Consider the following 13,716-nt stretch of genomic DNA (forward strand, 5'->3'; position numbering starts at 1 on the left):
TTAGTCTTAAGTACAGTTAGCAAGATGAATAAGATCTATGTTTAATTGGCAGAGTGTACCATCGTCTGCTGAGATGCAATGGAAACAAGTTTTCTCTGGTCAAGAGAATGACATTGATATAGACGGTGATTGTCCCGTATGCGGTAAGTCTTCACTGCATCGATATTATGATGGTTCCGGAATTAGAGGGGCTCTTTGGGAATGGTGTTCATCTTGTTATTCATATGAACATTACAGTGCAAAAGTTCCTCCATGGTGGAATCAGAAGCTTGATTTAAATGGCCTAACTTTAACAGGCACACCCGAAGCTTTAGAATTAGCAAGGCTATGCTAAGAGGTAGATCTTGGAAGGAGCATATCTCTTCTTTTACAAAATCATGAGAGGAAATCTCAAAATATATTGTTTGCTGAAGCTAACGATTTCGGTCCCAACTCAAACTATAAACTGTTAGGCAGCAGGTCTTGGAAGAGAAACTCATCATCGAAGTTAAAGATATATTCGAGCTGGTACATCCTCCAGGATTAATCATTACTCCAATGTTCATTGTTCCAGAATTTTCTATAGGTTATTCTTATGATGCCTTCAGTAAAAAGCTTTGCAGCCTGAGCATTCATATAAACGAAAAGTCATAAGGTTTATGAGGTATCACATTCAAAAAAAGATTTAAAAGTGAAGATAAACAATGACGATCTTATAATCTGATAGCCGTCATTCAAATTTCAAACTATTTTGCATTAAATCCCGTTAAGATCAATCCATAGAATCAGAAGGTATATCAAGAGATAAAATGTTGTCAATTGATGGTGTTTTTAATTTTTCATATGCTTCATAAATGAATTGTTTAAAACTAAGTAAATTCATATCATTAATTTGCTTGTTTGAGTATAAAGCAAATTTATCTTTTGCCTCATGTAATTTATTAAAAATACTCTTGTTAAAAGCATATATTTTACTAAGATGTCGTCCATAAAGTTTAATTTCATAATCATTTCTTGTTTCCAAAAGTTTGTGAATAGCTCGTGCATGTTTTACAAGCGATAATATTAATGTATATAGTGCTACAGCTTCATTTCTTAGTGTAAAAGGGAGATATTCTTCATACTTTAGTTCTGGTAAATATGAAAAAGCAGATTCTGGTAGTTCCTGAATAGTTAAAGAATCGTTTATGCTCCCTAATTGAAGTAAATTTAGATCTTCATCACTACTTAATATTTTAGGTAGTGAAAGGGAGCTAATATGATATCCATTTCTTGGCGGTAAAAATATGTTTTCTTTGTAGGTAGGAATTAAGCAGAAGAAATCCGCAATGTTGCTTATTTTTAAAATAGCTTCGAGTACTGATCTGAGAACTTCAAGATAATTCAATGGATCATTGACAGAGAAAGCAAGAGAGAAATACCTATATATATAATTATTTTTTTCATCATACAGATTATATATATCTGATGATAAAACTGTATCGATACCAATGTCTTTTAAGGAATTAGATAACTCAGTTGTTCTATTAGTTAAAATCTGAACTTGATCTTCTCTAGATTTTTGCAATTCTTTTTCTATTTCATTGACCAGAAAAATATTAAAAGAAAAACACGCTTGCAACAAATCTTCTAGAGTATTATAAGCAGATTTCTCAATTGAGTTTAAAGACTTCATATTTAAGTAGTCAGGACAAGATTCAAATAGTGCATCAAATTCATGATGTAGTTTTGGTAAATAGTGTTTAGCGAATAGAAATGCATTTAATATAATGCCTTTTGTGCTATTTCTATTTTCTGAGTCTAATAGAAAGTCACGCATTTTATAAAAAAACAAATGGAAATTATTATAAAACTTATTCGTGTAACTATCTTTTTTTAAGATAATTTGTAAGGAATGTGGTAGTAATGAACTAATTATCTCAGACCTGTCATCATAGCTAGATGGATAATTATCGAGTGCTTTATCTAATGTTATAAAAATTTCTATATTTGAAAAATAATTTTTTAATTTTTTGACCGAGCCATGAGTAAGAAGACTACGTAAAAGTTTTGATAAATCTTTAATGAATTCAAGTGCATCGGATCTAATAAGCATCCATGCCTTTTGAAAATTATAATAACTATCGGGTATGAAGTTTGAATAGGCAACTTCATGCCAAGTATTAACTTTAGTAGCATCTGAACTAAAAGGCAGTAATTCCTTCTTCACATTTTTATCTGTATCAGTAAATAATGGCGTTATTATCGATAACCAGATTCCATGTGATTGATATTGTTTACAAAAAGGAATTGCTGAACGAAATTTTCTTAGTCGTGAGTTTGTTTCTTCATATCCACTGGCATCATTAGAATTCAAGTCAACTAGGAATTCGAAATATAATTCATCATCAAATAATTCAAGCGATAAACAATCAAGATTAAGCTTCAAATATCCAATAATAGAACCATAGTTTTGATTAAACCACTCACAATATTTTTTAGGATCATAGCGATAAAATCCTTGAGAAAATATGCAAAATTCTTCTATTGATAATTCAAAAATTATTTGTGTCGATGAAATATTTGACAATAATTCAAACCAATTGAGTAATGTAACTTCTGTTAATGCTGACCAGTCTAAAATTCTACCTAGCTGGGCAAAATTATTTTGAAAACTTGTAATTGAAATTTTGTATTGAATTTGCTGTAAAAATTCTCTGCATAAATCCATGCCTCTCAATGAGTCGTCAAAATTTGACGAGATAGACTGAATATCTTCTAAAGCAGGTATATTATTAGCTAAGCTATCTAAAGAATTATCTAGCTCTTTATTTTTGATAATTGATGATGAATAATAGACTAGAAATTGTGGACCTCTTGTTCCTTGTAATTCATACGATTGCTCAAAAAGATGATTATTTTTCTGATAACATAGTCTTTCCCCACCTTCATAAATCCCCTCTAAATACTCAAGAAAAATTGTCCAGTCTTCATTCGGGATTAATTGTGATAATCCAGTAATAAACTCATTCAGGTTAAGATCTTTTATACATAATGATTTTGCGATATATCTTTTCCTATCAACATCTAAGACTGAGTTTATTGTCTTTAGTATGGTATCTACTATATTTGGATAACCCTCGTGAAGAATTGATGTCAAGTGATTTGAACGAACCCAGTGTAAACCTCTTAGTATTCCTGTCTCTTCTAGAGCTATATACTCATCAACAAGTGAATTAAGAAGTTGCTGAGGGTCTGAGTTTAGGGAAATATCTTTGATTAATCTACTTGCAACTACAGGTGTTCCAAGAGTATCGGCCAGTGCAACTCTTCTTAGGATTTCAATTTTTGCAGGGTCTTCTTTATGGTCTTGAATCTGCTGAATCTGATCTCTAAGCCTATCCTCAATCATGCGTCCATGAGTAAGGAGATATGTATATTCAATTAGAAGTTTAGGTGTACCAATTTTTTCGTATGCCCATTCGGGAGAAGTAGCGTTTGAATGTACATAATTTTCTGCTTTTAATGTCAAATATATCTGCTTTGCTTCTGCTAAATCTAAGGTTGGCTCAATGACTTCCCAATTTGTTATATCTCTTTTAGCAAATCTAAACCAATCTTCATGTCTAACTGCCACTAGAACATATATACCTAGTGATACACATTCTCGAACTATTTGAGGCCATTTTCTGGCTCGAAACCCAGCATCATCAATAAGTAAGAGAATTGGTAGGCCTAAGCTATCTATAAATCTAATATATTTACATACTGCCTCTGCTTGTTCATCAGTTTCAGCAACTCTTAGAATATAAATCTCTTCATGTCTCCAGTATTCGTAAGCATATCTGTAAAGTAATGCAGATTTTCCTTGACCACTGGAAGATTTGAGTACACAAATTTTAGTTTTATATATTGCAGTATCAATTTTTTCTAGCCAGCGTATTCTCCTTACATCAACACCAGCTGATATTTGACCGGGTCTTGTACCTTTACCTTCAAAAAAATCTGACTGTTTATCATCTTTATTCCAAGTTACCCTATCAATCAATCCTCTTCCATAAGCTTGATGTTCTTCACTTGCAATATGGTCACCAATTGATACTCTGATTAACTCTATATCTTTTTTTGAAATAGTTTCTCTTTCTTGTGCCCAGTAAAGAAACTTGCTAACTAGAACAGCTATGTATGTGTCTACTAGATTGCTACCCAATTGAAAATCGTTAGTTAGACCTATTTTTATCTCTTCATAAATTTCTTTCTCTGGTAAATTCTGGATGCCTATTTTCTCAAAAAGTAATTCTGCCTCATTTCTTGAAGCTCCAACATCAGAACATAATTTTATGAATTTTTGCTTGATTCCTTCATATTCCTTAGAGTTAAGTTTATCTTTATTAGATAACTTTAAGACATCTGATTTAAGTGTAGAGTTTAAAACTATTATAAAAAGCGCATTAGGACTTTCACGTAGAACTGTTAAGAAGTTGCTAACTGGTTCTTTTAGCTTCGCCCAATTCCATGAATTTTTAGATGTTTTTATTTGTATATACTCATTATTTAAGTTGAGTTTTAGACAATCTAAATCTTCAATGCCTTCTAATCTAATTGAACTAAATGAGCATTGTGCATTATAGAGTTCTAATCCTCTAAATATAGAATATAGAATTTGGTATCTAATACCATTAATATTATATGCTCCCCCACATCTACTTTTTAGAATTGCTTCAAGACGAATCTCTAAATCTGTTTGCTTCGCGTCTAGAGGGTTATTGTCTTTCTCTTTTGCAATCTTTTTTCTTTTTTTATTACTATTTCCCATTTATAATTAAATTTTGTTCTATGGCACTATCAAGAAGATTTATAAGAGCATTTTTCCAAGTTGCTCATACAAAAAGTTAACTCATTCCTCAGAAGAGATACTAAATCCTCATAATATATATGTATTCTAATTATGAAAGTTTAGCATCTCTATTTTAGCCTCTCTCCAGGACAGATCTCTATATGGCGCACCAAAAATTCCTGGTTGATTTATCTTCACCTTTGGCTCATTTCGTTCATCAAGGTTTAGATGTTCTATAGGAATATCTAGAACAAAGTTAGCCTTTACTGCTTGTTCATACCACTCTTTAAATCCTTCAGGATACGGATCCTTTTCTTGTCTCTGGCGTCTTTCATTTTGACTCCAACCACCTTCAATAGCTCTTTTAAGCCAACCACCAGGACTCCTGATATCGTTTTTTTCTAGAGCTGCCTTCAAAGCTTCAATGGCCCGAACAACAGTCTCTTCATGCGCCGCTTCCATTGTCTTGCGTAGTGTACTGGTTAATTGAATCCCAAGTGCTTCTAGCTCTGTTTGAATCAGCACAGAAAAGTTATCCTTTCTAACACCGTTTTTGTGTGCAGGCTGATTTCCAGTTGGTAAGTTGACCACCTTCTCTTGATTTACTTTCCAAACTGCTAGCAACTCTCGATTCTGAGAACGTAGTAATTCAACCTCATCCTCAAGATCTACAATTTTTGAAACTTGAGCAAGCAGCTCTTTATTGATCTGGCGATGTTTATCCAGTTCTAGTTGTAAGCGGCGGTTAGAAGCTTTCAGGCGCTCGTTATCCTTTTCTAAAGAGGTTACAGAGACTGCTGTACGATGCTTCTGACTCATTTGCCGTTGTCGCTGCCTTGCCTGCTCAACTTCTCCCCGCAGATGCTTATTTACGAAACCAACACTGATTCCAGTTTTTCTTGCCACTTCATTTTGACTGACAGTAATACCTTGCCCAATCAACTCATCAATGGCAACTTTTGCATAACTTAGTTTCTCTGCTCGGTCACGGGCGAACCTATCTCGCACCTGCTGTCCATGCTTTTTGCGTTCTGCTTCATCCCAGACACGATTAATCTGTCGCTTCATCGGGCTCACCACCTGTCTCTAGTGTCTCAACAATGCCTTCCAGCGCTGCGGTTGTCTTCTGATAACTTTCTAGCAACTCTCCAGACCAGTACTTGAAAGCTAAGGTCTCATTGGCCTTAATTCTCTCCAGTTGTGCTTTATATTCAGGTAGCTTGTCAGCAGAAGCAACATGACTGGGACAGGTATAGCAGTAGCCAAAACGAGGGCAGAATTCTCGATATAAACAGTAGCCATAGAGAGGCTCTCCATTTGTCATGATCAAGCCATCAAGTATGGGGCGACAATTGCATAGACCGAATACATGACCGCCTGACAATTACATAGCCAACTCTTGAAATCAGGATCTAGTTCAAGCAAGAGATCTGAATTTTTAGAGAAGGCACCAGTCACTTTAACTTTTTCATACCCCCATACAGGAAAGACACTAGGGTTTGTACTCCTAAGCGAATTAGGGATCTCTAGTGCCAGCTCCTATTAAACCTCAACAGGTTCATCTTTATATGAAGACAAAACAATCCGGCTCTTCCCAAGAGACCGCAGCAGCCAAAGCAGGGATCTCCACCCGCACTGCCCGTCGCATTGAAAGTGGTACCCATCGTCCCCAACGAGGCCGCCCTCATGACTGGAAAACCCGTGAAGATCCGTTGGATGGATTATGGGAATTAGAACTTGAACCGATGTTAGAGCGTGAGCCTCGATTAGAAGCGACTACTCTATTCGAGACTTTACAAGAGCGTTACCCTGGGCAATATGATGACAAGATCAGAACCGTGCAACGCCGAACCGCTAAATGGAAAGGGGTTCATGGTAAGCCCAAGGAAGTGATGTTCAAAATTCAACATCATCCTGGTGAGATGGGACAGTCAGACTTTACCCAGCTCAAAGGTTTCAGTGTGACCGTTAAGGGTGAAGCTTTTCACCACATCTTGTATCATTATCGACTCACTTACAGCGGCTGGCAGTATGTCCAGGTGATTCAAGGGGGAGAGAGTTTTATTGGTTTATCCCAAGGGCTACAAAATGCTCTAGCCGCCTGTGGTGGGGTACCTAAGCTTCATCGTACTGATAGTTTGAGTGCGGCCTATCGGAATACTGGCGGTCGCAATCCCCAGCTGACCCAGTTGTATTCCACTCTGTGTGACCATTACCGGATGGAGCCGACGCGCAACAACCTGGGCGTCTCTCATGAGAATGGGGCCATTGAGTCGTCCCATGGCTATTTCAAACGACGATTATGCCAAGCCCTGTATCGTCGAGGCAGCTTTGACTTTGCATCAGTGGCCGAGTATCAACAGTTTATTGAACACGTCATTGCCAAGCTCAATTCCAAGTGCCAAAAGAAGTTTGCCATAGAGCAAGCTGTCTTACAGCCCTTACCTCGATACCGCACCCCTGATTATGAAGTACGCAGTGCCAAAGTCAGCTGCAACAGTGCAATTACAGTACGCTGCGTCCTTTACACCGTCCCCTCTCGCTTGATTGGCCATCGGTTGAAACTGCACCTTTATCATGACCGCATTGTGGGTTTCTTAGGAACAACACCGGTAGTGGAATTGGCAAGGATCCATGTCCATGGCTCTGGGAAGAAGAGACGGGCTCGTAGTATCGATTACAAGCATGTGGCCGAAAGTCTCAGGAGAAAGCCCCATGCGTTTCTCTACTGCCAATGGCAAGCAGACTTACTGCCCAATCTTCAATGGCATCAGCTATGGGAATCCCTCAAAGCTGACTTTGAGCGAGACCAAGCTGCACGATTAATCACTGAAGCCCTCTACATTGCAGCTACTCAAGATCAAGAATCCCAGGTGGCTGACTATCTACAAACTCAACTGGAGCAGTCCACCCTCACCTTGAGTGGGTTAAAACAGGCCTTTGAATTCAAGCTTCCATCTGAGCAATATCCTGACGTCACTTCAGAACAACACGATTTATCTAGCTATGATCAATTCCTCCACATCGGATCCGGACAATCCATTCCAGCTGTTGATGACAACGCTCAAACAGCTGCGGTTGAAACATTTCCTCGACGAGTGGCAGAGCATCGAACATCAAGCGACTCAGGAGAATTGGTCCTACGCCCAGTTTCTGTTGGCTTTATCCCAAGGGGAAGCCAGCCGTCGAGAACAGAATCGGATTTCACGCGCTCTAGCCGAAGCGCAGCTGCCCTACGGCAAGTCCTGGACCAATTTTGAGTTTGCTCATATTCCCAGTCTCAATCCAGCAGCCATGATGGAGTTTGCCCAAACGACCCACTGGCTAGAGTCGGGCAGTAATATTTTGATTTTTGGGCCAAGTGGAACAGGGAAAACACACGTCAGTTCTGCATTAGGGACTTCTATCGTTGAGTTGGGGAAACGAGTGAAATTTGTCACTGCCACAGCACTGGTGCAGCAGTTGCAACTTGCCAAACTTCAACTGGAATTGCAGACCCTACTGTCCAAACTTGACCGCTATGATCTGCTCATCATTGATGATCTCGGCTATATTCAAAAGTCCGATGTTGAAACCTCGGTCCTATTCGAACTGATTGCTCATCGCTATGAGCGAAAGAGCCTCCTCATCACGGCTAATCAGCCCTTCAGTCAATGGGATAAGATCTTCCCTAACTCAATGATGACAGTGGCTGCCATTGATCGTTTAATTCATCACGCCACCATTTTCGAGATGAAGGCTGAGAGCTTTCGTAAACAAGAAGCAGCTAAACACACGGCCAAGTCTCAAAAGACTGACAGCTGATCCCTAGCCAGAATAAAACCCCTTTACCCCATCATTAATAGAGCTGCTTACTTGTAAGCAGCTCTATTAATGATGGCTTTATTGATAATTGTCATTTGCTCACCGGCGCGATCACCTCAGGCAAAAATCATGATTTGTCGATGATCTCCGACTGCCTTTTGTAGATCGCAAGATGGTATTGCATAGATCCAAATCGACTCACGAAGCAAGATTAAAAAGTGGAACGCAGAACCCAAAAAAAAGTTGGCCTATCTAATTGACATTACACACATCAAGCTCATGCATCTCAGGATATTGGCGTAAGTCTTCCAAATTCTGGCGCAGCACTTCAGGATTTGTATCGTAGGGATAAAGCTTTGCATTGATGTTTGCCATGACGGTTGCTACATCCAGCATTTCTCCAGGCGGATAGCGGGTATAGCTGCGCCTTGTTGTTGCTTGGTGGCGATGTTTTAGCCAGATTCGGACAAACTCCAGACTATACCCATTAGCAATCAGTTCAGATGCTCGGGTCGGGCGCAAAATAGCACCCGTAAAGTGAGCTAAGTTGTTGTTACTATCTCGAATATCGTGGTTTTTGATGAGATGACGAACAGCTTTAACCATTGGGTTAATCCTTGCTGCAACCATTGGCGGTCGCTTAATTGGCTTTAGCCTTGGATAGTGGGGAAAACCTGCCAGTCCAATATTCTGATAGTGACAAAACAAATAGGGATAGTCTTCACCAAACAAATCAGTAATGTATTCCTGCTGATGCATGATGATGCGAATGAAGTCTTGAGGCAGGGGTAGCTGATGCTCATCATTGTTTTTATCCCGCTCGAACTCTAGCCACCAACTGTCTGGTTTCTGAACAATACAGTTTTTCTTCAAACGACATAGCTCGCCCGGACGAGCGCCAAGCCAAGCTCCCAGCATGAATTGAAGCTGAAGTGGCTCAGGAAGATTATGAAGGTTGTCACGGATGGCTTCCAGCACTGAGTCTTCTAGTGGGTCAGGTTCGTTATAGAAAACTTTAGGGGTGTCAAATAGAGAGGAAATCAGATTAGAGCAGGTGCTAAAGTGATTTGCCTGATTTCCCCATTCCAGAAATAGTCTCAAGCTAGTCTGATTAGTTGTGAGACTGAGATTGCTCAGATGGCTACGTTCCTTACCCCAGTACATATTCATGAATTCTCGGGTAATATCACTCATCTGAAAGACGCCCTTTTTCTGGAGATAACACCCAAAGTTACGCAGATGAGAAAAATTGGTTTTCAAGGTACTTGATGCACTACCTTGCTTGATAAATGCTAGGACATAGTGCTTGAGTAGATCCTTAAACCATGTGTCTCCGCAGGAGCTGAAATACAGAAAAATTTGATCTACTTTGTTACTGTCGAAATTAGGATAGAGCATTCTCAAGTCCCATTTATCATTCCCAAACTTCCACGTCTGTCTGGGAACTTCTTTTCCTAACAATCGTTGTGTTTTTGCATCCCAATTCTTTTTCTCGGCTGTAAACCTTTGTCCGCAACCCAAGCAGATTTTCTCGCAAACCTGCTTCTGTTTAGCTTTACTAAGGTATTGCCTTCCTAATAAAACTTTTTCTTGACCACAATTTGGACAAGGCCATCCGGGGAGGTACTTCAAGCCAGGAGGCTGCATGAAGGAATAAATTAACTTCCCAGCTATGTAAAGTCTGATGGGCTTTTTTTTGTCTTTGGTAAATTGTCTACCACAGTCCCTACACAAACAGATGTGGGCTTGTCCATATTGACGTAATCTTGGTTTCCCCCATTTAACAGTGCGGTTACTTCCGCAGTGGGAACAGCATGCTCCTGCTGGCGGTGCTGGTTTTCTTCTGCCATTTTTAGTGAATTTTCTGCCACAGCTTTTACACAAACAGATTTGAACTTGTCCATACTGACGCGATTGTGGCTTACCTGTTTTGACCGTTTCGTTGCTATTGCAGTGGGTACAGTTGGCTTCTGCTGCTGGTGCAACTTGTACGTAAGATTCTAGTTGAAAGCTTCTTTGGCAAGAGTGGCAAAGATATCTCGTTACCTTTTGGCCGTTGGCAAGTATGTTGTATCCATACTTTCGTATTTTACTGTTTCTGCATCGAGGGCACTGGAGATGGGTCACTTATTTTTCCCTCCTCTACTTGCTCTATATGAGTGATAATTCTGCCTAAAATATTGACTTGCTGGCGAGCACTATGGGCTCGTCGGCTATTAGAATGCCCAGCCTTCAGAGCTTTAGTTAAAAGCTGCTGATTGCTCTCTTTTAGTTTTCGTAACTTTGGGAGATGTTCAGACGTATAGTGAGCGTAGCTGCATCCAAGACAAATATGCTCAAACTCACAGTCTTGAATGATGTTGGGACGCAAGCACAACCCCAACTCAGTCTGTCTGAGCTGCCATTCTCGCCTCAATAGTTCCTGATTTTTATCCGTCTGATAAACGATTTGTTTCCCGTTCTGGTTTACGAAAACCTTGATTTTCTTCTCTTGCTCCTGAGGAGTCAGGATAACGTAGGCATCCTGCATATCTTCGTTGAGGTGACGTAGCCCATGTTTAATTTGGTCAGTACGCTTTCCCATGCGATATGCAACGGTTCCGTAGGTTCGGCGAAATTGGTGTGTCGTAACGTGTACGAGCTGACCATCTTGGGTTCGAATATTATTGTGTTTGATGAGCTGTGCTAGTAATTTGTTGAGCTTTATGCTCGGTAATTTAAGTTGCTCTTCTTTATAAATGAGTGAGGGAGGCCAGGTAGGAGAGGAACCCTGTAATTTGTGATGCCAGTTTGAAAAAAGCCAGGGGAAGCTGTCTCCAAATTGTTCTCGTATGAACATTTGTTGTTGCTCTACCAGAGACACTAATTCTTTAGGCAGATCCTGTTCTTGCAAGCTATTATCCTGTTTTCCTGTGGGAACTCGAATTCGCATTGTCCTACCACGCTGCCTCAGGCAATTCAATGGGATTCTACTGAGTTCTACACTACGAGTGGCTAAAGCCTCATGTAGTTTGAAGATAAGATAAATAGGGGCGTCAAATTTCTCAAATGCTTCATCAAGCTGTTGTTTAACTCCCTCAGAGATAGTCTGTCCATGTGTGTGGCTACTCTTTTTCTTCCATATGATTTGAAATGGTATACAGCCAAGCTTGTATAAAACACTCATCAGCATTTGGAGTCGGTTTTTCTGAGAACTTTGCGCCTGTTGTGCCCACTCCTGCAATGTTGCCAGCTTTAAAGCAGAAGGCATTATGTAGCCACGCTCGACTAACCATAAGCAAAACTTCTTAGCAGTTCCCAGAATACCGGGGATTATTCCTAATCCCCAGCTTCTTGTACTTGCCTTGACCAGCACCGCTAACTTTGTAAGCTGTTTGAGCCAGGGTAAAGATAGTCCTTGAAAATATAGATTGGTACATCCCCTGCTATACATTTCCGCAGCTAAAGTAGGCAGATCTTGCTTAATATTCCAGACATCTTTCTGCAATCTGGGATCTTGGAGATAGTCGTTTGCTTCGTTCCCTGGTTGGGTCAGTCGCTCGTAGAAAATAGACTGTTCCAGCGATACGCTCATTCTTTGGTTAGTCTCCGTATTGCGTTTCCTAACTCCGCCTCATTGAAGGAATGGTCGTAGATATCTAAAGTCGTAGCAATGGATTGGTGACCTAGCTGGCGTTGTACAGCTTTTGCAACGTCTTCTTTGCTCTCCCCACTCTTTCTAGCTTCCCGAATCTGATACGTGGCAAAGGAGTGACGAAATAAGTGAGGGTAAATTCGTTCCACATCAATGCCTGTTTTTTTGTGGAGACGGTCAAAGAGCTTATTGACATTCTGAGGACGGAGCGGCTGACCATAACTGGGGGAACCCATATGGAGCACGACAAACATCATGTCGTGTCCAAATTTCTGGGCAATTTTGTGAGGATATTCTTTGTCTGCATACTCGCTAAACAAAGCATGGAATTCATAATCCTGAAGCAGTCGAGCAATTGAAAGCTCTCGTTCTTGACCTTTGGCATAAGCCTGATTAGGATTTTCTCGGCGCACAATTTTGAGTGTCCGTTTGCCCCATTCCAGATCTGACCAATGTAGTCCAAGTAGTTCTCCAATTCTCATACCCGTATCGGCTAGCAGCCACAGAATTAGCTTGTCCCGAGCGGAGCGGCAGGCATTAATAAGACGACCAATCTGGTCAGGATTTAATGTGCCTGGATACTTTTTTGGCTCTCGGTAATGTACGGTTTTCATGCCCACTGGTGACTCTTTGAAGTGACCAGCCAGCATTCCACCTCTCTTTTTACCCCTGGTCCTGCGGTAAGTTCGCAGGTGTTTCTCCTCAATAGTTCCCACTGCTGTGTGAAACTCATAGAACTGAGTAATGACGGTTAAAGCTAAGTTGACTGTGCGCTCACTCCGCTTTGTCTGCAAAGTATCGATGCCTATTGATTCCTTGGCATTTAAGAGTTTTCCAGTCATATACCAGTAGCCAAATTCTGATAGATGATTGCGCCCGTTGAAGTCTCGCCAATCCAGCTCTTTCAGTTTTAGGTAAGCCCAGAACTGTTTTAGTTTTTCGCTATAGGTTTTGAGTGTTCCAAGAGCCGTATCTCCTCTCTGCTTGAATCGCAGAAATCTTTCTATGGGTTTGACAAGTTGATAATTGTCGTCGAGCAGATGCCAGCGCATCAGCTCTGTTCCATCAGATAACCGTTCACAAGAATCTAAAACGATTGCCACTATGAATACTTGAATAGTATGAAATGTGTACACAAGATCATTTGTGTTTGCACAATATCATTGTTGTTGTTGTTGTTTTGAATAGATAATGAATGTCTATAAAACCAGAATGTTTTCAAGAACTAGAACTGCCAGTAAGAGTAGAGGCTCCTAATGGTGGTACGAAAAAGTACGAATGCCAGCTTTTGAAAATTCGCTTCCGCTTAGCGAATGGCACTCATGTTTATAGAGTGCAACTAAATTTCCCAACTGCGACTAAGGCAACTATTCCAGTGGGAAGTAAAATCTTTTCGAGTTCAGAAGTGTTGCTGAACCTTCAAGTTGCTTCCTAACAAGACATTTATTCTCAATTTCGGATCACCAAAAGAGGACAAGAGCCA

Annotated in this window: 9 protein-coding genes and 1 pseudogene; 3 read left to right on the forward strand and 7 right to left on the reverse strand. The window is 40.0% G+C overall.

Going from position 1 to position 13,716, the window contains the following annotated elements; all coding sequences use genetic code 11:
• Positions 1 to 751 precede the first annotated feature (751 nt).
• The 3 genes from ON05_RS33745 to ON05_RS33755 form a co-directional block, all read right to left on the reverse strand.
• Complete coding sequence (locus tag ON05_RS33745) at positions 752 to 4,774, reverse strand: hypothetical protein (RefSeq protein ID WP_262562645.1); 4,023 nt, start codon at positions 4,772 to 4,774, stop codon at positions 752 to 754.
• 126 nt (positions 4,775 to 4,900) lie between these two features.
• Positions 4,901 to 5,863 carry a DUF6262 family protein gene (locus ON05_RS33750; RefSeq protein ID WP_010476888.1) on the reverse strand — a complete coding sequence of 321 codons (963 nt, stop codon included), beginning with the start codon at positions 5,861 to 5,863 and terminating at the stop codon, positions 4,901 to 4,903.
• Complete coding sequence (locus tag ON05_RS33755; RefSeq protein ID WP_010476889.1) at positions 5,847 to 6,119, reverse strand: hypothetical protein; 273 nt, start codon at positions 6,117 to 6,119, stop codon at positions 5,847 to 5,849. Before ON05_RS33755 ends, ON05_RS33750 begins: the two co-directional genes overlap by 17 nt.
• A 244-nt stretch (positions 6,120 to 6,363) precedes the next feature.
• On the opposite strand from ON05_RS33755, the pseudogene istA reads away from it, so the two are divergent.
• Together istA and istB are read left to right on the forward strand one after the other, a co-directional pair.
• Positions 6,364 to 7,233, forward strand: a pseudogene (gene istA / locus ON05_RS33760) (IS21 family transposase); the annotation flags it as partial.
• A 616-nt stretch (positions 7,234 to 7,849) separates the two neighbouring features.
• On the forward strand, positions 7,850 to 8,599 hold the full coding sequence (gene istB, locus ON05_RS33765) for an IS21-like element helper ATPase IstB (protein WP_071826382.1): 750 nt from the start codon (positions 7,850 to 7,852) through the stop codon (positions 8,597 to 8,599).
• Positions 8,600 to 8,851: 252 nt separating this feature from the next.
• On the opposite strand, the gene ON05_RS33770 is transcribed toward istB, so the two are convergent.
• From ON05_RS33770 to ON05_RS33785, 4 genes are all read right to left on the reverse strand, one after another.
• Entirely contained in the window at positions 8,852 to 9,997 is a 1,146-nt protein-coding gene (locus ON05_RS33770) for a site-specific integrase (RefSeq protein ID WP_175307255.1), read from the reverse strand.
• 272 nt (positions 9,998 to 10,269) lie between these two features.
• A complete protein-coding gene (locus ON05_RS33775) occupies positions 10,270 to 10,503 on the reverse strand; it encodes a hypothetical protein (protein ID WP_010476895.1) in 234 nt (77 codons plus the stop codon).
• Between the two features lie 185 nt (positions 10,504 to 10,688).
• Positions 10,689 to 12,173 (reverse strand): site-specific integrase, encoded by a 1,485-nt coding sequence (locus tag ON05_RS33780; RefSeq protein ID WP_010476898.1) that lies wholly within the window; start codon positions 12,171 to 12,173, stop codon positions 10,689 to 10,691.
• Positions 12,170 to 13,336: a tyrosine-type recombinase/integrase gene (locus tag ON05_RS33785; protein WP_010476900.1), complete on the reverse strand. Its 1,167-nt coding sequence runs from the start codon at positions 13,334 to 13,336 to the stop codon at positions 12,170 to 12,172. Before ON05_RS33785 ends, ON05_RS33780 begins: the two co-directional genes overlap by 4 nt.
• A gap of 92 nt (positions 13,337 to 13,428) precedes the next feature.
• On the opposite strand from ON05_RS33785, the gene ON05_RS33790 reads away from it, so the two are divergent.
• Positions 13,429 to 13,668: a hypothetical protein gene (locus tag ON05_RS33790; protein WP_029315441.1), complete on the forward strand. Its 240-nt coding sequence runs from the start codon at positions 13,429 to 13,431 to the stop codon at positions 13,666 to 13,668.
• Positions 13,669 to 13,716: the final 48 nt, after the last annotated feature.

Source organism: Acaryochloris sp. CCMEE 5410, from assembly GCF_000238775.2.
Taxonomy (GTDB): domain Bacteria; phylum Cyanobacteriota; class Cyanobacteriia; order Thermosynechococcales; family Thermosynechococcaceae; genus Acaryochloris.